22 protein-coding genes are annotated in these 22,625 nt (G+C 68.3%); 12 read left to right on the top strand and 10 right to left on the bottom strand.

The window, feature by feature from the left end; translation table 11 throughout:
• Positions 1–13: 13 nt before the first annotated feature.
• The 9 genes from AC07Q9_RS17380 to gstA all read right to left on the bottom strand — a co-directional run bounded on the left by AC07Q9_RS17380 (position 14) and on the right by gstA (position 11,107).
• Positions 14–2,518, bottom strand: a complete 2,505-nt coding sequence (locus AC07Q9_RS17380; protein ID WP_495310925.1) for a type VI secretion system Vgr family protein — start codon at positions 2,516–2,518, stop codon at positions 14–16.
• A gap of 140 nt (positions 2,519–2,658) precedes the next feature.
• Complete coding sequence (locus AC07Q9_RS17375) at positions 2,659–3,762, bottom strand: alkene reductase (RefSeq protein ID WP_307696841.1); 1,104 nt, start codon at positions 3,760–3,762, stop codon at positions 2,659–2,661.
• Positions 3,763–3,864: 102 nt separating this feature from the next.
• Positions 3,865–4,674, bottom strand: a complete 810-nt coding sequence (locus tag AC07Q9_RS17370; protein ID WP_495310924.1) for a GntR family transcriptional regulator — start codon at positions 4,672–4,674, stop codon at positions 3,865–3,867.
• A gap of 45 nt (positions 4,675–4,719) precedes the next feature.
• A complete protein-coding gene (locus tag AC07Q9_RS17365) occupies positions 4,720–5,712 on the bottom strand; it encodes a Bug family tripartite tricarboxylate transporter substrate binding protein (protein WP_495310923.1) in 993 nt (330 codons plus the stop codon).
• A complete protein-coding gene (locus AC07Q9_RS17360) occupies positions 5,709–7,526 on the bottom strand; it encodes an acyclic terpene utilization AtuA family protein (protein WP_495310922.1) in 1,818 nt (605 codons plus the stop codon). Before AC07Q9_RS17360 ends, AC07Q9_RS17365 begins: the two co-directional genes overlap by 4 nt.
• Complete coding sequence (locus tag AC07Q9_RS17355) at positions 7,523–8,308, bottom strand: enoyl-CoA hydratase/isomerase family protein (protein WP_492683267.1); 786 nt, start codon at positions 8,306–8,308, stop codon at positions 7,523–7,525. The genes AC07Q9_RS17360 and AC07Q9_RS17355 overlap by 4 nt, the downstream gene beginning before the upstream one ends.
• A 16-nt stretch (positions 8,309–8,324) precedes the next feature.
• On the bottom strand, positions 8,325–9,146 hold the full coding sequence (locus tag AC07Q9_RS17350) for an enoyl-CoA hydratase/isomerase family protein (RefSeq protein ID WP_495310921.1): 822 nt from the start codon (positions 9,144–9,146) through the stop codon (positions 8,325–8,327).
• A complete protein-coding gene (locus tag AC07Q9_RS17345) occupies positions 9,146–10,384 on the bottom strand; it encodes a CaiB/BaiF CoA transferase family protein (protein WP_495310920.1) in 1,239 nt (412 codons plus the stop codon). Before AC07Q9_RS17345 ends, AC07Q9_RS17350 begins: the two co-directional genes overlap by 1 nt.
• 114 nt (positions 10,385–10,498) lie before the next feature.
• Complete coding sequence (gstA, locus tag AC07Q9_RS17340; RefSeq protein ID WP_489062316.1) at positions 10,499–11,107, bottom strand: glutathione transferase GstA; 609 nt, start codon at positions 11,105–11,107, stop codon at positions 10,499–10,501.
• Between the two features lie 190 nt (positions 11,108–11,297).
• Here gstA and AC07Q9_RS17335 point away from each other — a divergent pair, with 190 nt between their 5' ends.
• The 9 genes from AC07Q9_RS17335 (at position 11,298) to AC07Q9_RS17295 (ending at position 19,439) form a co-directional block, all read left to right on the top strand.
• Complete coding sequence (locus AC07Q9_RS17335) at positions 11,298–11,483, top strand: DUF1328 family protein (RefSeq protein ID WP_013538518.1); 186 nt, start codon at positions 11,298–11,300, stop codon at positions 11,481–11,483.
• Positions 11,480–12,388: a transglutaminase-like domain-containing protein gene (locus AC07Q9_RS17330; protein ID WP_495310919.1), complete on the top strand. Its 909-nt coding sequence runs from the start codon at positions 11,480–11,482 to the stop codon at positions 12,386–12,388. The genes AC07Q9_RS17335 and AC07Q9_RS17330 overlap by 4 nt, the downstream gene beginning before the upstream one ends.
• Before the next feature lie 176 nt (positions 12,389–12,564).
• Positions 12,565–14,541 (top strand): tRNA uridine-5-carboxymethylaminomethyl(34) synthesis enzyme MnmG, encoded by a 1,977-nt coding sequence (gene mnmG, locus AC07Q9_RS17325; protein WP_495310918.1) that lies wholly within the window; start codon positions 12,565–12,567, stop codon positions 14,539–14,541.
• Positions 14,538–15,182 (top strand): 16S rRNA (guanine(527)-N(7))-methyltransferase RsmG, encoded by a 645-nt coding sequence (gene rsmG / locus AC07Q9_RS17320; protein ID WP_495310917.1) that lies wholly within the window; start codon positions 14,538–14,540, stop codon positions 15,180–15,182. The genes mnmG and rsmG overlap by 4 nt, the downstream gene beginning before the upstream one ends.
• 114 nt (positions 15,183–15,296) lie before the next feature.
• Complete coding sequence (locus tag AC07Q9_RS17315) at positions 15,297–15,911, top strand: LysE family transporter (protein ID WP_495310916.1); 615 nt, start codon at positions 15,297–15,299, stop codon at positions 15,909–15,911.
• Positions 15,912–15,940: 29 nt separating this feature from the next.
• On the top strand, positions 15,941–16,861 hold the full coding sequence (locus AC07Q9_RS17310) for a ParA family protein (RefSeq protein WP_495310915.1): 921 nt from the start codon (positions 15,941–15,943) through the stop codon (positions 16,859–16,861).
• A gap of 48 nt (positions 16,862–16,909) precedes the next feature.
• Positions 16,910–17,455, top strand: a complete 546-nt coding sequence (locus tag AC07Q9_RS17305; RefSeq protein WP_495310914.1) for an RBBP9/YdeN family alpha/beta hydrolase — start codon at positions 16,910–16,912, stop codon at positions 17,453–17,455.
• Positions 17,455–18,408, top strand: a complete 954-nt coding sequence (locus AC07Q9_RS17300; RefSeq protein WP_062473760.1) for a ParB/RepB/Spo0J family partition protein — start codon at positions 17,455–17,457, stop codon at positions 18,406–18,408. Before AC07Q9_RS17305 ends, AC07Q9_RS17300 begins: the two co-directional genes overlap by 1 nt.
• 131 nt (positions 18,409–18,539) lie before the next feature.
• Positions 18,540–19,439, top strand: a complete 900-nt coding sequence (locus AC07Q9_RS17295; protein WP_495310913.1) for a CsgG/HfaB family protein — start codon at positions 18,540–18,542, stop codon at positions 19,437–19,439.
• 84 nt (positions 19,440–19,523) lie between these two features.
• On the opposite strand, the gene AC07Q9_RS17290 is transcribed toward AC07Q9_RS17295, so the two are convergent.
• Entirely contained in the window at positions 19,524–20,948 is a 1,425-nt protein-coding gene (locus AC07Q9_RS17290; RefSeq protein WP_492683258.1) for an FAD-binding oxidoreductase, read from the bottom strand.
• An 85-nt stretch (positions 20,949–21,033) separates the two neighbouring features.
• Between AC07Q9_RS17290 and AC07Q9_RS17285 the strand changes: the two genes are divergently transcribed.
• The 3 genes from AC07Q9_RS17285 to AC07Q9_RS17275 are packed head-to-tail and all read left to right on the top strand — an operon-like array spanning position 21,034 to position 22,501.
• On the top strand, positions 21,034–21,534 hold the full coding sequence (locus AC07Q9_RS17285) for a DinB family protein (RefSeq protein WP_495310912.1): 501 nt from the start codon (positions 21,034–21,036) through the stop codon (positions 21,532–21,534).
• 14 nt (positions 21,535–21,548) lie between these two features.
• Complete coding sequence (locus AC07Q9_RS17280; RefSeq protein ID WP_495310911.1) at positions 21,549–22,148, top strand: cob(I)yrinic acid a,c-diamide adenosyltransferase; 600 nt, start codon at positions 21,549–21,551, stop codon at positions 22,146–22,148.
• Positions 22,145–22,501, top strand: coding sequence for a hypothetical protein (locus AC07Q9_RS17275; protein ID WP_495310910.1), 357 nt, complete (start codon positions 22,145–22,147; stop codon positions 22,499–22,501). Before AC07Q9_RS17280 ends, AC07Q9_RS17275 begins: the two co-directional genes overlap by 4 nt.
• The last annotated feature ends 124 nt before the right edge of the window (positions 22,502–22,625 follow it).

The raw sequence follows: 22,625 nt of genomic DNA, 5'->3' as shown, positions 1-22,625 counted from the left end.
GGTGTCGGTCTTGTCAAACGCGGGGCGCCACAGGCGAGGCCTGACGTGCGGCACGTGCCAGGCACTCCCAACACACGCTCTGAGCCGTGGGCCCCGGCTTCTTGTCCGGCCCCGGCGTTCCATGCATCGCGGCATGTTCGATCCATGTGCCCAACGTGCCGTGCCGGATGCCGCCTTCGCTCCATTCGCTGAAGCTGGTGCCGCCGTTGATCGTGACCTTCTTCTTGGCGGTGATGTACACCGTGTCTTCGGTGCTCACGATGTCGATGTCTTTCAAGGCGGTGGCCTCGATGGCGTCGCTTTGCGCTTCGATGCGGATGTCGCCTTGCGAGGCAAAGGCCTTGATGCCGCTCTTGAGCGTGAAGATGCGCATGCCTTCCGCCACGCTGGCGAGGATGCGCTGGGCGGCGCTCAGGGAGGTGTGGCCGGCGCTGGTGAGCTGGAGGTGTGTGCCGGTGTGCGCATGCAGGTGAGTGGTCGCCGTGGCTGCAATGCCTGCGGGACTGGCGAGCACGAGATGCGGTGCGGCCAACTCGGGGAAGCAGCCTTCGGTCGATGGACTGCCGTGGCCCCGGAGGTCTTCGTTCTGCTGCTTGATGGCCTGGGCGACGGTGGACTGGTCGTCGTTGCCGTCTTGAGCTTCGGCTGTGCGGGCCGCTTCGGCCAGACCTTCGATCTGGTCGCGTGCGCTCGTCAGGCGTTGGATGGTTTCGCCCATGTCCTTGGCGTGGCGGGCCGCATCGGGGCGGCCTTCGGTCGTGATGAGCATCCCGTCCTGCGCCCTGAGCACGCCATGGGCGTCCGTGCGCAGCTCGAAGCCCTCACCTCTTGGATCTTTTCTGCCCGCGTTGTCCTCGATGCGCGTGATCGCTCCCAGGCTCAGGCTTGAACTCTGGTGATCACTCTTGAGCTGCGCTTGGATCTTTTCGGCCGTGTCGTCCAGGATCAGATGGTTCGACCTGCCTGCCGCACTGTTGCCTCCACCTTCCGTCAGCTCCCGGCTCCTGAACCCGCTCAATGCGCTCTGGCCAGGAAGTTGCCACGGCGGCAGGTTCACCTGGTTGTGCACCCTGCCCATGCAGATCGGCAGGTCTGCGTCTCCCGCGATGAAGCCAATGACGACTTCCTGCCCGATGCGCGGAATCTGAATGCCCCCGAGCTGGTTGCCCGCCCAGGGTGAGCTCACCCGCACCCAACAGCTGCTGTGCTGGTTCTTTTCTCCCAGTCGGTCCCAAGGAAACTGCACCTTGATGCGGCCCAGCTCGTCCGTCCACAGGTTCTGCCCCTCGGGGCCCACCACCAGCGCCACCTGGGGGCCGACCATGGCGGGCTTGGGCTGGGTAGGCTCTGGGCGCAATGGTTCGGTCACCGGGTGGGCCGTGAAGTCCACCTGTACGCGCCACTGCTGCTTGCGGTCGACAGTGGCTTCGCGGTTCTGGCTGTCTTCGGCCACGTCCTCGATGAGGAGGCGGGTGTCCAGGATCAGGTACTCGGCATTGGCTGACTCCCTCGGGTGCTTCTTCAACTGGAAGGTGCATCCGGGCACCATGCCCCGCAGGTTGCCGCTGGCCTGGGCTCTGGCGCCCTGGGTGCGCAGTGCCTGCATGCGCAGCAGGGCAAGCAGACGGCCTTCGCCGTGAGGGTCGGTGCTTGTGTCTGCTCCTGCATTGGGCTGGGCGTAGTGGCTACCTCCTGCTTCGGATGCATGCCACTGGTAGACCTCGCCATCGGCCTGCCCCGTGGGGCGCGGATCAGTTCGAGAAATACTCAGGTCCGCCCTGGGCCGGGTGTAGTCATAGTCCCGAGTCGCGTACTTCCCACTCGTGAGTTGATGGGCAGGCACGAAGCTGTGGATGTACTCGGCATCGATCTTCCAGCCCGGGGCGTGATATTCCACCTGTTCGTACAGTGGGTCGCCAGCCGCATAGGCCCCCATGGCGTCCGAGAGCACCAGGCGGTGTTTGCCGTCCGAGTGTTCGAAGTGGTAGCTGACGCCCCATTCCTGGCACAGTCGGACAAAGAAGGCGAAGTCGCTCTCGTTGAACTGGGTCTGGTAGTCGCGCACCGGGTAGTGCTCGATCAGGCGCTTGTCCACGGGGAAAGCGTAGCCTGAGAGCTGGGCGTCCAGGATCTGCACGACGCTGAGGTTCTGGAAGATCCTGCAGTCGGTGCGCAGGGTGGCCAGGTGCAGCCAGGGGCGAAGGGTGAGCTTGTACTGGACGTGGCGGCCTTCTTCGCCCCACAGGGCCGCGTCGGTGATCAGGGCGTTGATCTGGCGAGGGGCAGAACCATCGAGTTCGATCTCGCAGCTGATCTCGCGGCCGATGAACCCATCGAGGTCGAAGTCGGCGCCAGAAGAGAAACCAGACAGGCCCAGCGCATCCGGGGTCTTGAGGAACAGCTCATAGGCAAACAGGCCATTGACCCCCTCATGCCCCGACAGCCGCACGGGCGCCAGTGCAGCCTGACCAAGAACAACAGGGATCGCAGCAGAAGAGACAGACAGCGTGCGCGGCATCGACGACTTCCTTGAGAGGAGGAGAGGTCGGCGCAGTCTGCAGGGACTGCGCGGCGCACACTGCGAACAATCGTCACCTCACGCGCTGCCCGCGAAAAAGGGCGAAGCAAGCGCGAAGAAGTTGACGCCGAAGGGCCGGCTCAGCCCAACGCCGGATAGTCCGTATACCCCTTCACCCCACCCCCATACATCGTCGCCTTGTCCAGCTCGTTCAGCGGCGCGTGCTCACGCAGGCGGCGCACCAGGTCGGGGTTCGAGATGAAGGGCTTGCCGAAGGCCACGAGGTCGTCGCCTTCCTTCACGGCTTCTTCGGCCAGGGGGCGGTCGTAGCCGTTGTTGACCATCCAGGCGGCCTTGCCGCCGGCGGCGCGGTAGGCGGCCTTGAGGGCTTCGTAGTCGAAGGGGCGGTCGGCGATTTCGCGCGGGCCGCCGGTGGCGCCTTCGATGATGTGGATGTAGGCCAGGTTCAGCGGCGCGAGCTGCTGCACGACGTAGGTGAACAGCGGCTGCGGGTCGCTGTCGTGCACGTCGTTGGCGGGCGTGACGGGCGACAGGCGGATGCCGGTCTTGCCGCCGCCGACGGCGTCGACCACGGCGCGCGTGGACTCCAGCAGCAGGCGCGCGCGGTTCTTGATGGAGCCGCCGTAGTCGTCGGTGCGCTTGTTGCTGCCGTCCTTGAGGAACTGGTCGAGCAGGTAGCCGTTGGCGCCGTGCAGCTCGACGCCGTCGAAGCCCGCGGTCTCGACGGCGTTGCGTGCGGCGGCTGCATAGGCGTGGACGATGCCGGGCAGCTCGGCCGCGTCGAGCGCGCGCGGCTCCGAGGTTTCGACGAAGGTGGGCACGCCGTCTTTGATGAGCACGGTCTTGGTCTTGGCGGTGATGGCCGAGGGCGCGACGGGCTTGCCGCCACCGGGTTGCAGTTCGGTGTGCGAGACGCGGCCCACGTGCCACAGCTGCACGACGATCTTGCCGCCCTCGGCGTGCACGGCGTCGGTCACGCGCTTCCAGGCGTCGAGCTGCTCGGTGCCGTAGAGGCCGGGCACGTCGGCGTAGCCCTGGCCCTGGTGGCTGATGGCCGTGGCCTCGGTGATGAGCAGGCCGGCGCTGGCGCGCTGGGCGTAGTAGGTGGCGGCGATGTCGGGCGGGATCGCGTTGGGCGAGCGGTTGCGCGTGAGAGGCGCCATCACGATGCGGTTGGCGAGCTGCAGGTCGCCGGCCTGGACGGGGTCGAAAAGGGTGGACATCGTGGATTGAGGGGCAGAGTTGAAACAGGCGCAAGGCTAAGCCGCCCGCCTCAACCCTGCTGTCGCACGGTTGTCCCGATTGGTGCTAGGGACGACAACAGGTCAGGGCAGCGCCAGGGCCTCGGGGATCAGCGACGCCCCGGCGTTGGCCCAGACGGCGAAGGGCATCTCGATGTCGGACACGAAGCGGTCGCCCCGGTACCAAAAGCGTCCCGCGAGCGCGATGCGGCCCTGGGTGTCGAACACACGCCGCTCCATGTGCGCGATGGGGGTGGCGAAGGAGCAGTGCAGGTACTGCGCGAGCAGCAGGTCGGCCGGCGCCACGGTGAGCGTCTGCTGCACCTTGTGCATGCGCTCGGCGGCGTGCTGTTCGAGCAGGTGGGCGATCTTGTGGTGCTGCTCGCTGTCGGGCGGAAAGAGCGCGTGGATCTCCGATGCCACATGGATTTCGACGAGGCAGAAGGGCTCGTCGTCGTGCACGTGGATCTTGCGGATGAAGGCGTAGTCCGCAAAAGTGGCGCTGCCGCGTGCCAGCCCGTCGGGCAGCGGCTGTTGGCGGCGCTGTTCGAGGATGTCGAAGCGGATGTTGCGCGCCCGCGGATCGTTGATGGCGTTGCGCAGCAGCGGGTCGGCGCAGGCAGCGGGCTGGGCGGCGACGAAGGTGCCGCGGCCGCGCTGGCTGGTGAGCAGGCCTTCGCGCGCGAGCACGCCGTAGGCCTGGCGCACGGTGACGCGCGCGAGCTTGTAGTCGGCCGCGAGCTGCGCCACGGTGGGCAGCTGCTGGCCGGCCTGCAGCTCGCCGTGGGCGATGCGGTGGCGCAGCACGCTGGCCAGCTGCAGGTACTGCGTGACGCCCGCGCCATGGTCGCCGCCCAGGGGCGAAGGAAGAGGGGACGCGGCGGGGAGGTTCATGTCGGGGGCGGTGCGCTGGGCGGCGTGGCGTGGCGGGACTGCGCCTCAGGGAGTGTCGATGCGCAGCGAGCGGATGAATGGTACCCATCGCGCGCGCTCGGCCCGCCCGTAGGCCTCGGCCTGCGCGGGCGTGGTCGGCCCCAGCGGGTCGGAAGCCCCTTGCGCGAGCCGCGCCTGCACGGCCGGCAGCGCCAGCGCCTGGTTGAGCGCGGCATTGAGCTTGGCGAGCACCTCGGGCGGCGTGCCGGCGGGTGTCATCAACTCATTCCAGGTGTAGGCCTCGTAGTCGCGCAGGCCCTGCTCGGCGAAGGTCGGCAGCGTCGGCGCCATCGGGCTGCGCCTGTCGCCCGAGATCGCGAGCATCTTCAGCTTGCCCTGCTTGGCCAGCGGCGCGGTGGAGATCAGCCCGTCGAACAGCAGCTTCACGTGGCCGCCCGAGAGGTCGACCAGCGCGGCGCCGTTGCCCTTGTAGGGCACGTGCAGCAGCTGCACGCCGGCGGCCTTGGCGAAGGCTTCGCCGACGACGTGGCTGATGGAGCCCGGGCCGCCCGAGCCGTAGCTGACCTGGCCCGGCCTGGCCTTCGCCAGCGCGATGAGGTCCGTCAGCGTGCCCGGCATGTCGGCGCTGGCCACGAGCACCAGCGGCGTGCGCGAGACCAGGCCGATGGCCTGCAGGTCTTTCTCGACGTCGAAGGGCAGCGAGCGGTACAGGCCCACGTTCATCACCAGCTGCGAGCTGGTGCCCAGGCCGATGGTGTAGCCGTCGGACGGGGCCTTGGCGACGGCCTCGGTGCCGATCACACCGCCGCCACCGCCGCGGTTTTCCACCACCACGCTCTGGCCGAGGCTTTGCGTCATCGCGACCGCGAGCTCGCGCGCGATGGTGTCGTTGCCGCTGCCGGTGCTGAAGGAGACGATGAGGCGGATCGGTCGCGACGGCCAGGCCGGCTGCGCCAGCGCATGCAGCGGCGCGCCGAGCACTGCGGCGCCGCAGCTGCCCAGCACCAGCTTGCGCCGCTGCATGCGCGCGGCGTTCATGGCAGCAGCGCCAGCAGGGCGGTGCTTGCGCGCACCGGCATCGCGAGCAGGATCTGTCCCATGCCCTTGCCCAGCGGGTCGTTGCGCAGCGAGGCCATGCCGCCGCCGCCGAGCGCCTGCTCGCAGACGAAGTTGAAGGCGTCGATGCCGGGCACGTCGTAGCGCGTGACGCGGCCCTTCACCAGGTGCGCGAGCCATGCGGCCACGCGGGCCTCGGTGAGCTGCGCACGCAGCAGCGGCAGCAGCGCGGGGTGGCGCGCGATGATGCCGATGTTGGAGGTGTCGCCCTTGTCGCCGCTGCGAGCCCAGGCCAGGCGGATCAGCGGTACCTCGATGCTGTCGGCGGTGTCGACGTCGGCCACGGTGGCTGCGGGGGCGACCGCCGCGCGTGCGGCGCCATCGCCCGCCAGCGTCGGCGGCACCTCGACCGGCGCGCCATCGACGGTGACGCGCGGTTGCACGCGCGCCTTGTCGAGCAGGAACGCGTACTGCCGGATCGACGGCGAGACCGACGCGCGTCCGCCGCCCGAGCCCGTGGTGCCCGGCGCCCACGAGGTGCCGGCCGGCGCGACCTCGCGTGCGAACAGCTCCAGGGCCTCCTTGCGCGGGTGCGTCACCGCGAGCCGGAGGATGGCTTCACGCGTGTGCGTGGCCTGGGCGTGCGGTCCGTAGCAGGACTCGGCGCCCAGCACTTCGAGCTGCGTGCCGCTGTAGGGCCCGAAGCCGGCGGCTGCGATCAGCTCGCTGGTGCGCGTGAGGATCGCCTCGCCGGTGCGCCGCGCCTTGGCCACCGCGTCGAAGCCCACGATGGTGAGTTGCGCCGCGGTCTTGAAGCCTTCGACGTAGGTGGCGCAGACCTTGTAGGTGGCCGTCGGTGCGCGCCCGCGCGCGCCGTGCACGGCCACGCGATGTTCGCCGGCCTGTTCGATGCGCACCTGCGTGAAGTCGGCCACCACGTCGGGCAGCAGGTAGCTTGCGGGGTCGCCGATCTCGTAGAGCATCTGCTCGCCGACCACCGCGGGCGTGAGCTTGCCGCCGGTGCCGGCGGGCTTGGTGACGACGAAGCTGCCGTCGGCGCTGCACTCGACGATGGGGTAGCCGATGTGGGGCCAGTCGGGCACGGTGTCCCAGTCGGTGTGCAGGCCGCCGGTGGCCTGGCAGCCGCATTCGATGATGTGGCCCGCGAGGCTGCCGGCCGCCAGCAGGTCGTGGTCGCCGGGTTGCCATTTGAATTCGTGCATCAGCACGCCGAGCGTGACGGCCGAGTCGACACAGCGACCGGTGATGACCACCTGCGCGCCCGCATCGAGCGCCGCCTGCACGGGCCGCGCGCCGAGGTAGGCGTTGGCGGTGAGCACGCGCTCGGGCAGGGCCGCGCCGCTTTGCAGTTCGCGCACGGGCGGTTGCGATGCGCGCAGCTCGGGCAGCAGCGGCGACACGTCGTCGCCGCTCACCACCGCGATCTTCAGCGTGATGCCTTGCTCGGCGGCGAGCGCAGCCAGTGCGTCCGCGCAGCCTTGCGGGTTGACGCCGCCGGCATTGCTCACGACACGGATGCCTTGTGCCACCACGTCCTTGAGCACGGCCTTCATGGCGACCGAGACGAAGTCGGTGGCGTAGCCCAGTTCGGGCTTTTTCAGCCGTGCGCCGGCAAGGATCGACATGGTGAGTTCGGCCAGGTAGTCGAACACCAGGTAGTCGATCTGTCCGCTGGCCACGAGCTGCGGCGCGCCCACGCTGCTGTCGCCCCAGAAGCCGGAGGCGCCGCCGATGCGGACGACGCGGTCCTTGTGGTTGCTGGTCTTGCTGTTCATCGGCCACTCCATTGCGGTTTGCGTTTTTCGCGGAAGGCGAGCTGGCCTTCCGCGGCGTCTTCGGTGAGGGCGAAGAGGGCGATCTGGCTTTCGGTGAAGGCCATCGATTCCTCGAAGGCCATGGCCTCGATCTTCTTCATGGTGTACAGGCCGCGGCGGATGGCGGCGGGCGACTTGTCGAGCATGCGCCCGAGCAGCCAGTCGACGCTCTCGTCGACGTCGTCGCTCACGCGGTTGACGAGGCCGTGTTCGAGCGCCTGGGCGGCGGTGATCGGTTCGCCGGTGATGCACATCTCGGACAGCACGCGGCGCGGCAGCAGGTCGCCGAGCACGCTGAGCACCTGCGCGGGAAAGAGGCCGACCTTCACCTCGGGCAGGCCGAACACGGCCTGGCTGCTGGCCACGGCCATGTCGCACATGCCCATGAGCCCCATGCCGCCGGCCATGCACGCGCCGTTGACGCGCGCGATGAGCGGCACGGTCGATTGCTTCGCCTGCCGGAACAGGTTGGCGAAGCCCTGGTAGGGCTGCGAGTAGTCGAACTTGAACGCGCTGCCGCTTTGCAGGTCGGCGCCCGCGCAGAAGGCGCGCGTGCCCGCACCGGTGATGACGACGGCGCGCACGTCGGTGTTGCGGTTGGCGCGCGCCAGCGCGTCGGACAGGCCCGCGAGCACGTCCGCGCTGATGGCGTTGCGGCGTGCTTCGCGGTCGATGGTGAGCCACATCACGGACCCGCGCATTTCCTCGCGCAGTTCGGTGGTGGACGGGGCGTGATCGGTCATGCGGTGGGTCCTTGAGTCAAGAGGAAGAAGAGGAAGGCGAGGCGGGCCACTGGAAGCGCGCCGGGCGGCGCTGCGTGAAGTCGTCGATGGCCTGGCGGTGGTCGTCGGTCGCGAAGGCCAGGCCCTGGGCCATGGCTTCGAACTCGAACATCGCGGCCATGTCGCTGTCGAACGTACGCTGCAGGCCCTGCTTGGTGAGGGCGATGGCGGTGGCGGGGCCGTTCGCCAGCGCGGCGGCGAGGGCTTGTGCATGCGGCAGCAGCGCATCGGCGGCGATGACTTCATGGACGATGCCCCAGTCCATCGCGGTCTGTGCGTCGAGCTCGCGCGCCGACAGCATCAGCGCCTTGGCGCGGTTCAGGCCCACGTTGCGCGCGAGCGTGAAGAGCGCGCCGCAGTCGGGCACGAGGCCGACCTTCATGAACGACATGCAAAAGCGCGCGCTGGGTGCGGCGAGCACGATGTCGGCCGCCAGCGCAAGACCGAAGCCGCCGCCGTAGGCGCAGCCCTCGACCGCCGCGATGACGGGCTTGTCGCTGTGCATCAGCAGGCGCATGCCGGCCTGTGCGTCCTTCATGCGCAGGCGGCCTGCGGCAGCTTCGAGGCGCTCGATCTCGCGCATGCCCTTGACGTCGCCGCCCGCGCAGAAGTGCCCGCCGCGCCCGGTGAGGACGATGGCGCGCACCTGTGGGTCTTCGACGGCATGGCGGATCGCATCGAACATCTGCGCGCGCATTTCGAGGTCGAAGGCGTTGCGGCGTTCGGGCCGGTCGAGCGCGAGGGTGGCGACGTGGCCGTCGATGTCGCAGGCGACGAAGGAAGAAGTGGTGGTGGTCATCAGGATGTGCGCACGGCGCGGTTGTGAATGAGGGTGTCGATGCGCGCGTCGTCGTAGCCCGCTTCGCGCAGCACCTCGCGGCTGTGCTGGCCCAGGCGCGGCGGCGGCGTGGCGGGGCCGGGCGGCGTGCCGGACCATTCGCTGGGCACGGCCATCTGGCGGATGCGGCCGACGTCGGGGTGGTCCATCTCGCTGAAGAAGCCGATGTCCTGCAGGTGGGCGTCGGTGAGCAGCGTGTCGAAGGTGTGCATCGGGAACACCGGGATGTCGGTGTCCGCGAGCAGGGCCTGGCACTCGGCGGTGGTGCGCGTGGCGAGCGCCTCGCCGACCATCGCGTAGAGCGCGTCGATGTGCCGCGTGCGCGCGCGGATGTCGGCAAAGCGCGGGTCGCTGTCGAACAGCGCGGACTGGCCGATGGCCGCGAGGAAGGCGCGCCACTGCGGGTCGGTGTAGATGAGGCAGCAGACGTGGCCGTCGCGCGTCGGGTAGGGGCGGCGTTCGGGCGAGAGCAGGCGCGGGTAGCCGAAGTCGCCCTGCGGCGGCACGAAGGTCTGGTTGTAGAGGTGGTCGCCGAGCACCTGCGGCACCATGGTCTCGAACATCGGCACGTCGATGCGCTGGCCGCGGCCGGTGCGCTCGCGGCCGTAGAGCGCGGCGCTGATCACGCCGAAGGCGTACAAGCCCACGCTGCGGTCGGCGATGGTGATGGGCAGGTAGCGCGGCGTGCCGTCGGGACTGCCCATGGCCATGGCCTGGGGCAGGGCGCAGGCGGCCTGGATGAGGTCGTCGAAGGCGGCGCTTGCGGCATGGCGTCCGCGCTGCGAGAAGCCGAACATGCCGACGTAGAGCAGGCGCGGGTTGAGCGCGGCGAGCGTGTCGTAGCCCAGGCCCAGGCGCTCCATGGCCTGCGGGCGCACGTTGTAGGTGAGCACGTCGGCGTCGCGCACGAGGTCGAGCAGCGCGGCGCGGCCTTCGGGCGACTTCAGGTCGAGCGCGATGCTGCGCTTGTTGCGGTTCATGCCCAGGAACAGCGGGCCCATCTTCTGCTGGCCCTGGGCGCCGATGCCGCGCACCACGTCGCCTTCGGGCGCTTCGACCTTGATCACGTCGGCACCGAGGTCGCCGAGCATCTGCGTGGCCGACGGGCCCATGAAGATGGTGGTGATGTCGACGACGCGCACGCCGGTGAGCGGGCCGCGTGCACAGGGTTCGTCCTGGGGGGAGGAAGGAGAAGACATCGGCCTCAATCTCTAAAGTTCTATTTATAGAGTTTATGAGGCGAAAGAAAAGCCGCGCAAGGCGGCTTCTGGCTGAATCGATCCGGGTTTTCCCCCAGATCGGTGGGCTTCGGCTTACTTCAGCAGGCCTTCGGCCTTCATCGCTTCCTGAACGGCGGGGCGGGCGGCCACGCGGGCGTGCCAGGCCAGCACGTTGGGGAAGCCCGAGATGTCCAGGCCCGTGGGCTTGGTCCAGTTGGTCACGGTGAACAGGTAGCCGTCGGCCACGCTGAAATGCTCGCCCATCAGGTACTGCTTGTTGGCGAGTTCGCTGTCGAGCCATTCGAAGCGGGCCTTGAGCTTGTCCTTGGAGATGGTCTTGGCTTCTTCGGGCATGGCCGGGTTGAACAGCGGGCTGAAGCCCTTGTGCATCTCGGTGCCGATGAAGGTCAGCCATTCCTGCAGGCGGTAGCGCGGCATCGTGCCGTTGGCGGGCGCGAGGTTCTTGGTGGGGGCGAGGTCGGCGATGTATTGCACGATGGCCGGGCCTTCGCGCAGGCGGGTGCCGTCGTCGAGCTCGAGCATCGGCACGTAGCCCAGCGGGTTGATGCCGTAGTAGTCGGTGCCGTCCTGCAGCTTGTGGCTCTTGGTGCTGGCCAGCACGGGCTCGAAGGCGATGCCCGCTTCGTGCAGCGCGATGTGCGGGGAGAGCGAGCAGGCGCCGGGCGAGTAGTACAGCTTCATTCGAAAACACTCCAATGGATAGAAGGAAAAGATCTGTGTGACCGCAGGGGATGCTAGCGGGTTTGGCCGCATCGCGTTTTTGTCCTACGGCGGCTTGCGCGCGCCGACTATCGGGTGGCTGGTCGGGGCTTCCTACAGTCCGGACACGGCGGCACATGCCCGCTGCAAAGCAACCAAGGAGTGGTTCACCATGCTCAAGTACGCGATCATTTTTGCGGTCATCTCGCTCGTGGCGGGTCTGCTGGGCTTCGGCGGCGTGGCGGCCGGTGCGGCAGGCATCGCCAAGCTGCTGTTCGGCCTGTTCCTCGTGCTGGCGGTGCTGTTCGTGGTGCTGGCCGCACTTGGTGTGGGCGCGGTGAAGAAGGCGCTCGATTGACCGCCTTGCCGCATGCCATGCACCTGTCGCACATCGACCTGCGCCTGAACTACGAGGTCGACGCCCTGGCGCATCTGCGGCTGAACATCGAGGCCGCGCGCACGGGCGCGCAGGCGGTGCTGGCCGAGACGCTGACCATCGAGCCGCCCGCGCGGCTGCGGGTGGGCTGCGAGGCCGACAGCGGCAACCGCTTCGTGCGTTTCGACGCGGTGCCCGGGCCGCTGACCATCGCCTACCGCGCGACGGTGCGGCGCCCGGTGGTGCATGTGCCGGCCACCTTGCCCGAGGCGCCGGTGAGCCAGCTGCCCGACGCGGTGCTGGGCGACCTGTTGCCCACGCGCTATTGCGAGTCCGACCTGCTGGCGCGCTGCGCGCAGCAGCTCTTCGGCGACCTGCCGCCGGGCATCGGCCGCGTGCAGGCGATTGCCGACTGGATCCACGACAGCATCGTCTACGTGCCGGGCAGCAGCGACTCGACCACCACGGCGCGCGAGGTGTTCGTGCAGCGCGCCGGCGTGTGCCGCGACTTCGCGCACCTGGGCATCACCTTCTGCCGCGCGCTCAACATCCCGGCGCGGCTGGTGGTGGGCTACGTGTGGTTCGACGAGCCACCGCAGGATTTCCATGCCGTGTTCGAGGCCTGGCTGGGCGGGCAGTGGGTGCTGTTCGATCCGACGCGCATGGCGCCCGTCGACCGGCTGGTGCGCGTGGGCACGGGGCGCGACGCGAAGGACGTGGCCTTCTCCACGATCTTTGGCGCCGTGCGCATGACCGACAAGAAGCTCACGGTGCAGGAACTGCAGGACGAACGCGCGGCGCCGCCGCGCACGCCGGCGCCCAGCGGCGAGTTGCGGGGCATCGAAAAGCCCGATCCGGTGCCGGAGCCTGCGCAAGCGCCCACCTGATGGGGGTTGTTTGCTATTAAATAAATAGCAAACTCCACAATGTCGACAGGGGTTCTGGCCATTTTTGGCGTGGCCCTCTAGCTTGTCCACACCGGGGGCACGACAGGGCATCGCCGCTTAAAATTAGTGCCCTTTTTTGCGCCGCGCACGCGTCCTGTGGTGCGCTCCCTTTTCCAATGCTGTACCCCGAAGAATTCGATGTGATCGTCGTCGGCGGTGGCCATGCCGGCACCGAAGCCGCGCTCGCTTCCGCACGCATGGGCGCCAAGACGCTGCTGCTCTCCCACAACATCGAGACGCTGGGGCAGATGAGCTGCAACCCGTCGATCGGCGGCATCGGCAAGGGCCACCTCGTGAAGGAGGTCGACGCGCTCGGAGGCGCCATGGCCATTGCCACGGACGAGGCGGGCATCCAGTTCCGCATCCTCAATTCGAGCAAGGGACCGGCCGTGCGCGCCACGCGGGCGCAGGCCGACCGCGTGCTGTACAAGGCCGCGATCCGCCACCGCCTGGAAAACCAGCCGAACCTGAGCCTGTTCCAGCAAGCCGTCGACGACCTGATGATCGAAGGCGACCGCGTCGTTGGCGCCGTCACGCAGGTGGGCATTTCTTTCCGCGCACGCACCGTGGTGCTGACCGCGGGCACGTTCCTCGACGGCCGCATCCACGTCGGCCTCGACAACTACCAGGCCGGCCGCGCGGGCGACCCGCCGGCGATCAGCCTGTCGGCGCGCCTCAAGGAACTGAAGCTGCCGCAGGGCCGCCTCAAGACCGGCACGCCGCCGCGGCTCGATGGCCGCAGCATCGACTTCTCGAAGTGCACCGAACAACCGGGCGACGGCATGCCCGGTGGGGCAGGGCCGATGCCCGTGTTCAGCTTCATGGGCAAGGTCGAGATGCACCCGCAGCAGATGCCGTGCTGGGTGACGCACACCAACCAGCGCACGCACGACATCATCCGCTCGGGCTTCGACCGCAGCCCGATGTTCACCGGCAAGATCGACGGCGTCGGTCCGCGCTACTGCCCGAGCGTCGAAGACAAGATCAACCGCTTCGCCGACAAGGACAGCCACCAGATCTTTCTCGAGCCCGAAGGCCTGACGACCAACGAGTACTACCCGAACGGAATCTCGACCAGCCTGCCGTTCGACATTCAGTACCAGCTGGTGCGATCGATGCCGGGCCTGGAAAACGCCCACATCCTGCGCCCGGGCTACGCCATCGAGTACGACTACTTCGATCCGCGTGAACTCAAGAGCAGCTTCGAGACCCGTGCGATCCGTGGCCTGTTCTTTGCCGGACAGATCAACGGCACCACCGGCTACGAAGAAGCGGCGGCCCAGGGCCTGTTCGCCGGCATCAATGCCGCACTGCAATGCCGCGGCGAAGACGCCTGGCTGCCGCGCCGCGACGAGGCCTACCTGGGCGTGCTGGTCGACGACCTGATCACCAAGGGCGTGACCGAGCCGTACCGCATGTTCACCAGCCGCGCCGAGTTCCGGCTGCAGCTGCGCGAGGACAACGCCGACATGCGCCTGACCGAAGCAGGGCGCAAGCTGGGCCTCGTGGACGACGCACGCTGGGATGCTTTCAGCCGCAAGCGCGACGCTGTTTCACGTGAAACAGAGCGACTCAAGTCGATCTGGGTGAACCCGCGCAACCTGCCGGCGACCGAGTCGGCCCGGGTGCTGGGCAAGGCCATCGAGCACGAATACAACCTGGCCGACTTGCTGCGCCGGCCCGACGTGAACTACGAAACCCTGATGTCGCTGGACGGCGGCAAGTACGCCGCCAGCACGGCCTTGGGCGAATCCGAGATCGAACAGATCGAGATCTCGGCCAAGTACTCCGGCTACATCGAGCGCCAGCACGACGAAGTGGAGCGCGCCGCCCACTTCGAGAGCCTGAAGCTGCCAGCCGATTTCGACTACGGCCAGGTCAAGGCCCTGAGTTTCGAGGTGCGCCAGAAGCTGGACAAGCACCGGCCCGAAACGCTGGGGCTGGCATCGCGCATCTCGGGCGTGACGCCCGCCGCGATCTCGCTGTTGATGATTCACCTGCGCAAGGGCGGGCACAAGGCCTTCGCCCGCGATGCCGCCGAGACGGCCACGACCACCGAAGCTGCTGCCACCGAGCCGCACACCGCCCCATGAGCACGACGCCCCTCGACACGCTGCGCGCAGGCGCAGCCGCCCTGGGCGTGGCCCTGTCCGACACACAGGGCGAACAGCTGCTGGCCTACGGCACGCTGATGCTCAAGTGGAACAAGGTCTACAACCTGACGGCGGTGCGCGACCCGGCCGGCGTCATGACGCACCACCTGCTCGACAGCCTCGCGGCCGTCGCACCGCTGCAGCGCGAGTGGGCAGGGAAGGGCAGGCTGCTCGACGTCGGCTCCGGCGGCGGTCTGCCGGGCGTGGTGATCGCCATCATGCGGCCCGACATCGAGGTCAGCTGCCTCGACGCCGTCGCCAAGAAAGCCGCCTTCGTGCAGCAGGTGGCGGCCGAACTGGAGCTGCCGAATCTGCGCGGCCTGCATGCGCGGGTCGAATCGCTGGCGGGCAGCTACGAGGTGATCAGCTCGCGCGCCTTCGCGTCGCTGCCCGATTTCTTCAACGGCTCGGTGCACCTGCTGGCACCGGGCGGTGTCTGGCTGGCCATGAAGGGCAAGGTGCCGACCGACGAACTGGCCGTCTTGCCGGCCGGCGTCGCAGTGTTTCACGTGGAACAACTGACGGTGCCAGGCCTGGATGCCGAGCGCTGCATCGTCTGGGCGCGCAAAGAGGCCGCCTGATTTCGTAAAAGATGCGACGGCGCCGGCAAAAGCCGGTGCCGGAGCAATCTTCCCGGCGCTGGCCTGCCTTAGACTCGAAGCCTCCCCCTGGCTCTCTTTTTCGAGGCAAATCCCATGTTCGGCATCGCTGACTACGGCGCATTCGTCGCCGCCATCGTCCTGTTCCTTCTGATTCCCGGCCCGGGCAATCTGGCGCTGATCACCTCGACCAGCAAAGGTGGCATCCGCGGCGGCCTGGCAGCGACCTTCGGCGTGATCCTGGGAGACCAGGTCCTGATGTGGGCGGCGGTGGCGGGCGTGTCCGCCGTGCTGGCTGCGTACCCGGCCGCCTTCAAGGCGGTGCAGTGGTTGGGCGCCGCCTACCTGGCGTGGCTCGGCTTCAAGATGCTCCTGGCCAAGCCCGGCGCGGCGCCGATCCTGAACATCCGCCCGAGCCATTTCCTGCGTCAGACCTTGATGATCACCTTGCTGAACCCCAAGGCGATCGTGTTCTACATGGCCTTCTTCCCGCTGTTCGTCGATCCGGCGCGCCACCAGGGCGTCGTCACCTTCGGCGCCATGGCCGTGACCATCGCCGTGTTGACCTTCCTGTACGGCCTGACCTCGACGCTGCTCACGCACTTCCTGGCCGAGCGCATCCGCGCCAATCCCCGCATTTCCGGCGTGCTCGAAAAGCTGGCCGGCACCTTCTTGATCGCCTTCGGCATCAAGCTCGCGATCTCGCGCTGACCGACCCCGACGACCCGCACTGACGACACATGGCCAAGATTTTCTGCATCGCCAACCAGAAGGGCGGCGTCGGCAAGACCACCACCACTGTCAATCTCGCCGCCGGCCTGGCCAAGGTGGGCCAGCGCGTGCTGATGATCGACCTCGATCCCCAGGGCAACGCCACCATGGGCTCGGGCATCGACAAGCGCCAACTGGAGCTCACGGTGTACGACGTGCTGCTCGAGTCGGCCTCGGTGGCCGAGGCGCGGGTGAAGTCCGACAAGCTCGTGGAGGCCGAAGCCAGCTACGACGTGCTGGGCGCCAACCGTGAGCTGGCCGGCGCCGAAGTCGAAATGGTGGCGCTCGACCGCCGCGAAAAACGCCTGCGCACCGCACTGGCCGCGGTCGGCGCCGAGTACGACTTCGTGCTGATCGACTGCCCGCCGAGCCTGAGCCTGCTGACGCTCAACGGCCTGTGCGCCGCCCATGGCGTGATCGTGCCGATGCAGTGCGAGTACTTTGCGCTCGAAGGGCTCACGGACCTGGTCAACACCATCAAGCAGGTGCACGCCAACCTCAACAAGAACCTGCAGATCATCGGCCTGCTGCGTGTGATGTTCGATCCGCGCATCACGCTGCAGCAGCAGGTGAGCGAGCAGCTCAAGTCCCACTTTGGCGACAAGGTGTTCGACACCGTGATCCCGCGCAATGTGCGCCTGGCCGAAGCACCGAGCTACGGCCTGCCGGGCGTGGTGTTCGACCCGGCCGCCCGCGGCAGCCAGGCCTTCATCGCCTTCGCGGAAGAGCTGGTCGCCAAGATGCCGCCCGCGAGCGCCTTTGCCTCCGGTGCGGTGGCGCCGCCGGTCACGCCGGCGCCGCGCGTGGTGCCCGACCTGCCGATTCCCGACGATGTGCTGGCCGCTGCGCCTTCCGCTTCCGTCGCCGACACCGACCCAAACCCCGTCTGACGCCCGCCCAAAGGGCGGCAGGCGCTATCAAGTTCGTAGCAACCAGCCATGAGTGAACCCCGCATCCTGCTGCTGCCCGGATGGCAGAACAGCGGCCCCGGCCATTGGCAGACCCGCTGGGAGTCGGTCTACGGCGACCACCGCGTCGACCAGCACGAGTGGATGCGCCCGCTGCGCGGCGACTGGTCGATCCGCCTCGAAGAAGAAGTCCTGGCCGCGCCGGGCCAAGTGGTGCTGGCTGCGCACAGCCTCGGCTGCATCCTCACCGCCGCCTGGGCGGCCCATTCGCGCAACACGCACAAGGTGCGCGGCGCGCTGCTGGTGGCCCCTGGCGACCTGGAGCGCGACGACCTGCGCCAACTGATTCCCGGCTGGGCGCCCATCGTGCGCCAGCCGCTGCCGTTTCCGGCCGTGCTCATCGCCGCCAACGACGACCCGTACTGCGAAGCCTCGCGCTCGAAGCAGCTGGCCAGCGACTGGGGCGCACGCTTCATCGACGCCGGCACCGGCGGCCACCTGAACGCCGAATCCGGCCTGGGCGACTGGCCCGAAGGCCGGCAACTCCTGAACGACCTCTCGAAAGACACGCACTGATGGCGACCAAGAAACCCAAGGGCCTGGGCCGCGGCCTCGAAGCGCTGCTCGGCCCGACGGCCGCACCCTCCGCCGATCCGCTCGGCAATGGCGGCGACCGCGCCACGGAAGAGGGCGGTGCACCGCAGAACCCCAACACCCTGAAGCTCGACCAGATGGTGGCCGGCGTCTACCAGCCGCGCACCCGCATGGACGAGGGCGCGCTCTACGAGCTGGCCGAGAGCATCAAGGTGCAGGGCATCATGCAGCCGATCCTGGTGCGCCGGCTCGATGCCGAATCGGCCGCGGCCAAGAACGCCGAGTACGAAATCATCGCGGGCGAGCGGCGCTTCCGTGCCGCCCGGCTCGCCGGCCTGGACACCGTGCCGGTGCTGGTGCGCGACGTGCCCAACGAGGCCGCCGCGGCCATGTCGCTCATCGAGAACATCCAGCGCGAAGACCTCAACCCGCTGGAAGAAGCCCAAGGCCTGCAACGCCTGGTGACCGAGTTTGGGCTCACTCACGAAATGGCGGCCCAGGCCGTCGGCCGTTCGCGCAGTGCCGCCAGCAACCTGCTGCGCCTGCTGAACCTGGCCGAGCCCGCGCAGCTGATGCTGATGGCCGGCGACATCGACATGGGCCACGCACGCGCGCTGCTGTCGCTCGACCGCGGCACACAGATCACCGCCGCCAACCAGATCGCCGCCAAGAAGATGTCGGTGCGCGAGGCCGAGGCGCTGGTGAAGAAGCTCGCGGCCGAGTTCACGCTCACGCCCTCGCGGCGCGGCAATGCCGGCGAGAAGTCGCGCGACCTGCAGCGCGTGGAAGAAGAGCTGGCCGACCTGCTGACGGCCGAGGTCGAGGTGCGCATCAAGAAGCGCACGAAGCGCGGCGAAAGCGGCGAGCTGGCGATCCACTTCGGCTCCATCGAAGCACTCAACGGACTCATCGAGCGCATCCGCCGAACGGCCTAGTTCGACCTGTGTTGCGAAGACGGACCCCAGCGTTCGTTTGATTGATTCCTGCAATCCTTTGCGCGTATCCTCGATCGCGGTTTTTCTTTCAGCCCTGCAAGACCACCACCATCGAAACGAGGGAGTCCACCATGCCGTTCTTCGCCACCAAGTTCCCACTCGCCGCAGTCGTCGTCGGCGCGCTGCTGCTCACGGGCTGCGCCACCACCGACATGCAGATGGGCAGCCAATCGGCCAAGACCATGGCCACCGGCAGCGCTGCGGGCGGTGCCACCTCGGGCGAGAGCAGCCAGCTCGAGCGCTGCGAATCGCCACTGGGCACCGTGTCGCTGGTCGAGAACGTCAACGCCGGCTGGTACACGATCCTCACGGGCGAGTACCGCCTGCCGCCTACTGCAAATCTGTTGCGTTTGCTGGTGCAGCAGTCGAACTGCTTCATCGTGGTCGAGCGCGGTGCCGCCGGCATGAACGCGATGACGCGTGAACGCGCGCTGCAGCAGTCGGGTGAGATGCGCGGCGGCAGCAACTTCGGCCGTGGCCAGATGGTGGCGTCCGACTACGGCCTGTCGCCCGAGATCGTGTTCAGCAACAGCGATGCAGGCGGCATCGGCGGCGCGCTCGGCGGCCTCGTGGGCGGCGGCCGTGGCCGTGCCATCGCGGCCGTCGGCGGCAGCATGCAGACCAAGGAAGCCAGCGCGCTGTTGACGCTCATCGACAACCGCTCGGGCGTGCAGGTTGCAGCAGCCGAAGGCAGCGCCTCCAAGACCGACTTCGGCGCCTTCGGCGGCCTGGCCGGTCGCAGCGGTGCCGGTGGCCTCGGTGGCTACACGAACACCGCGCAGGGCAAGGTGATTGCCGCAGCCTTCATGGACGCCTTCAACCAGATGGTTCGTTCGCTGCGCAACTACAAGGCGCAGACCGTGCGCGGGCAGGGCCTGGGTGGCGGCGGCCGCCTGGGCGTGGACGGCGGTGCGGCACCGTCGCAGACCTACGTGCCGCCGGAGCAGGCGCCGGCGCGCCGCCGCAAGTAAACAACGCGGGCCTTCGGGCCACGAAAAAAGCCCGGCGCTCTTGCGAGCCGTCGGGCTTTTTCATTGATGCGTGATCGCGAGGGGTCAGAGGCTGAAGATCTTGCCCGGGTTCATGATGTTCTTCGGATCGAGCGCGCGCTTGATCGTGCGCATCATGTCGATCGCGCCCACGCCGGCTTCGGTCACCAGGAAGTCCATCTTGTGCAGCCCGACGCCGTGCTCGCCCGTGCAGGTGCCTTCGAGCGCCAGCGCGCGGCTCACCAGCGCGTGGTTCAACTCTTCGGCCTTCACGCGCTCTTCGGGGATGTTCGGGTCGAGCAGGTAGCCGAAGTGGAAGTTGCCGTCGCCCACGTGGCCGACGAGGAAGTAGGGGATGCCGCTGGCATCGGCTTCGGCCACCGAGTCGAGCAGGCAGTCGGCCAGGCGCGAGATCGGCACGCAGGTATCGGTCGAGATCACGCGGCAGCCCGGGCGCGACTGCACGGCCGCGAAGTAGCTGTTGTGCCGCGCGGTCCACAGGCGGGTGCGCTCTTCCGGCGTGCTGGCCCACTCGAAGGCGTTGCCGCCGTGGCCGCTTGCGAGTTCCTGCACCGTCTCGGCCTGCTCCTTCACGCCGGCGGGCGAGCCGTGGAATTCCATCAGCAGCATCGGCTCTTCACGCAGGTTGAGCTTGGCGTAGGCGTTCACCATGCGCACCGTGTTCACGTCGATCAGTTCCACGCGCGCGATCGGCACGCCCAGCTGGATGGTCTCGATGGTGGTGCGCACCGCGGCCTCGATGCTCGGGAACGAGCAGATCGCCGCCGACACCGCCTCGGGCAGCGGGTAGATGCGCAGCGTGACCTCGGTCACCACGCCCAGCGTGCCTTCGCTGCCCACCATGAGGCGCGTGAGGTCGTAGCCGGCCGACGACTTCTTGGCGCGCGTGCCGGTGCGGATGATGTCGCCGCTGGCCGTGACCACTTCGAGCGCCAGCACGTTCTCGCGCATCGTGCCGTAGCGCACCGCGTTCGTGCCGCTGGCGCGCGTGGCCGTCATGCCGCCGATGGAGGCGTCGGCGCCCGGGTCGATGGGGAAGAACAGGCCCGTGCTCTTGATCTCTTCGTTGAGCTGCTTGCGCGTGACGCCCGGCTGCACCGTCACCGTGAGGTCGTCGGCGTTGATCGACAGCACCTTGTTCATGCGCGACACGTCGATGCTGATGCCGCCTTGCACGGCAAGCAGGTGGCCTTCGAGCGAAGAGCCTGCACCGAAGGGGATGACCGGCACGCTGTGCTCGCTGGCGAGCTTCACGGCATCGGCCACGTCCTGCGTGCTCTCGGCGAACACCACGGCCGAAGGCGGTGGCGCATCGAAGGACGACTCGTCGCGCCCGTGCTGCGTGCGCACCGCCATCGACGTGGAACAGTTGTCACCAAAACGTGTCTTCAGCCCTTCGAGAAGGCTGGCGGGGACGTCGCGCAGATGAAGCGCCGGCATCAGGTGCGAGGTGGAGGTCGGGGCGTTCATCGAGGCTGTCTCCTGAAGGGGAATGGGGTCGGGGATCGGCGATTATTTTAAGGAGCGAGCACCATAATGCGCTTCGGAAAAAAACATGAACCCCACGACATTCAACGCACTCGCGGCCTTTCCTTCGCAACTGGAGGCCCACTACGCGGTCATTCCCGAAGCCTTCCGGCATTGGGCGCCGCCGTCGTGGGAAGGCGTGCCCAGCGAAGCCTTCACCGCCATCGAGCAGCTGTGCCATGTGCGCGACATCGAGATCGAGGGTTACCACGTGCGCTTTCGCCGCACGCTCGCCGAGACCCATCCGACGCTCGCATCGATCGACAGCGAGCCGCTGGCCATCGAACGCCACTACGGCGCGGCCGACGCGGCGACGGTGCTCGCCGAGTTCCGCCTGGCGCGCGTGCAGACGATGGAAATCATCACGCAGCTGAGCGACGCGCAGCTCGCGCGCACCGCCGTGTTCGAGGGCTACGGCCCGCTCACGATGCGCAGCCTCATCCACTACCTGTGCAGCCACGACCAGCAGCATCTGGCCGGACTGCAATGGCTGGCCGGCAAGATCGACGCCGCCGGCCCTTCGACCTGAACCGAGGAGCGCCCATGGGCAACCGACTTTCCCAGATCGCCACCCGCACCGGCGATGACGGCACCACCGGCCTGGGCGACAACACCCGCGTGCCCAAGGACCACCTGCGCGTGCACGCGATGGGCGACGTGGACGAACTCAACTCGCACATCGGCGTGCTGCTGTGCGAACCGCTGCCAGAGCCCGTGCGCGAGCTGCTGGTCGATGTGCAGCACCAGCTCTTCAACCTCGGCGGTGAACTCTCGATGCCCGGTTTCACGCTGCTCAAGCCCGAGGCGCTGCTGCAGATCGACAACGCACTGGCCGACCACAACGCCGCCTTGCCGCGTCTGGCCGAATTCATCCTGCCCGCCGGCACGCGCGCCGCCTCGCTCGCGCACGTGTGCCGCACCGTGGCGCGGCGTGCCGAGCGCGCGGTGGTGTCGCTGGGCGCCACCACCGAACTCAACGACGCGCCGCGCCAGTACCTCAACCGGCTCAGCGACCTGCTCTTCGTGCTCGCGCGTGTGCTCAACCGCATGAACGGCGGCGACGACGTGTACTGGAAGAGCGAGCGCATGGCCCGCGCGGCCGCCGCCGAATCCGAAGACCACTCCCACGGGACGACGCCATGAAGAAGCTTCACATCACCACCGCATCGCTCGCCGCCATCGCCGCCGCGCTCTGGCTGCCCGTCACCGCGCAGGCGCAGAGCGCCGACAACCCGCCCCAGGCCCAACGCGCCCACACGATCAAGTCGCCCTCGCGCAGCGGCAAGGTCGTGGGCAGCGTGCAGCGCGGCACCAACGCCGCCGGCCGCGGCGTCAACCGCGCCGATGCGGCCACGCGGCGCGGCGTGAGCAACGTGTCGGAAAAGGCCAGCCGGCCCGTGCGCAACGTGGGCGAAGCTTTCGGACGCAAGCTGGCGCCGGGCTCGAGTGGGCGCGCGGCGCCACCGCCTGTGGGGCCGCAGGGCAACGCGCCTTGATTCGCTGTTGCTGAGTTGTTGTTCAGGGCGTCGCTCCCGCCGACGCGGTACCTTGCTCCGCGAATGTCCTCCGCCCTTCGGGCTCCCCCTTGATTTCGCTGCGCAAGGCACCGCATCGGCGTGA

The organism is Variovorax sp. GW821-FHT09A10, assembly GCF_059418385.1.
The sequence above is the reverse complement of the archived record's forward strand: the minus strand, read 5'-3'. Positions and strand labels throughout refer to the sequence as shown.

Excerpts from the sequence above, each read along its gene's own strand:
- AC07Q9_RS17380 (WP_495310925.1), bottom strand. The coding sequence starts at position 2,518 with ATGCCGCGCACGCTGTCTGTCTCTTCTGCTGCGATCCCTGTTGTTCTT.
- AC07Q9_RS17375 (WP_307696841.1), bottom strand. The coding sequence starts at position 3,762 with ATGTCCACCCTTTTCGACCCCGTCCAGGCCGGCGACCTGCAGCTCGCC.
- AC07Q9_RS17370 (WP_495310924.1), bottom strand. The coding sequence starts at position 4,674 with ATGAACCTCCCCGCCGCGTCCCCTCTTCCTTCGCCCCTGGGCGGCGAC.
- AC07Q9_RS17365 (WP_495310923.1), bottom strand. The coding sequence starts at position 5,712 with ATGAACGCCGCGCGCATGCAGCGGCGCAAGCTGGTGCTGGGCAGCTGC.
- AC07Q9_RS17360 (WP_495310922.1), bottom strand. The coding sequence starts at position 7,526 with ATGAACAGCAAGACCAGCAACCACAAGGACCGCGTCGTCCGCATCGGC.
- AC07Q9_RS17355 (WP_492683267.1), bottom strand. The coding sequence starts at position 8,308 with ATGACCGATCACGCCCCGTCCACCACCGAACTGCGCGAGGAAATGCGC.
- AC07Q9_RS17350 (WP_495310921.1), bottom strand. The coding sequence starts at position 9,146 with ATGACCACCACCACTTCTTCCTTCGTCGCCTGCGACATCGACGGCCAC.
- AC07Q9_RS17345 (WP_495310920.1), bottom strand. The coding sequence starts at position 10,384 with ATGTCTTCTCCTTCCTCCCCCCAGGACGAACCCTGTGCACGCGGCCCG.
- gstA (WP_489062316.1), bottom strand. The coding sequence starts at position 11,107 with ATGAAGCTGTACTACTCGCCCGGCGCCTGCTCGCTCTCCCCGCACATC.
- AC07Q9_RS17335 (WP_013538518.1), top strand. The coding sequence starts at position 11,298 with ATGCTCAAGTACGCGATCATTTTTGCGGTCATCTCGCTCGTGGCGGGT.
- mnmG (WP_495310918.1), top strand. The coding sequence starts at position 12,565 with ATGCTGTACCCCGAAGAATTCGATGTGATCGTCGTCGGCGGTGGCCAT.
- rsmG (WP_495310917.1), top strand. The coding sequence starts at position 14,538 with ATGAGCACGACGCCCCTCGACACGCTGCGCGCAGGCGCAGCCGCCCTG.
- AC07Q9_RS17315 (WP_495310916.1), top strand. The coding sequence starts at position 15,297 with ATGTTCGGCATCGCTGACTACGGCGCATTCGTCGCCGCCATCGTCCTG.
- AC07Q9_RS17310 (WP_495310915.1), top strand. The coding sequence starts at position 15,941 with ATGGCCAAGATTTTCTGCATCGCCAACCAGAAGGGCGGCGTCGGCAAG.
- AC07Q9_RS17305 (WP_495310914.1), top strand. The coding sequence starts at position 16,910 with ATGAGTGAACCCCGCATCCTGCTGCTGCCCGGATGGCAGAACAGCGGC.
- AC07Q9_RS17300 (WP_062473760.1), top strand. The coding sequence starts at position 17,455 with ATGGCGACCAAGAAACCCAAGGGCCTGGGCCGCGGCCTCGAAGCGCTG.
- AC07Q9_RS17295 (WP_495310913.1), top strand. The coding sequence starts at position 18,540 with ATGCCGTTCTTCGCCACCAAGTTCCCACTCGCCGCAGTCGTCGTCGGC.
- AC07Q9_RS17290 (WP_492683258.1), bottom strand. The coding sequence starts at position 20,948 with ATGAACGCCCCGACCTCCACCTCGCACCTGATGCCGGCGCTTCATCTG.
- AC07Q9_RS17285 (WP_495310912.1), top strand. The coding sequence starts at position 21,034 with ATGAACCCCACGACATTCAACGCACTCGCGGCCTTTCCTTCGCAACTG.
- AC07Q9_RS17280 (WP_495310911.1), top strand. The coding sequence starts at position 21,549 with ATGGGCAACCGACTTTCCCAGATCGCCACCCGCACCGGCGATGACGGC.
- AC07Q9_RS17275 (WP_495310910.1), top strand. The coding sequence starts at position 22,145 with ATGAAGAAGCTTCACATCACCACCGCATCGCTCGCCGCCATCGCCGCC.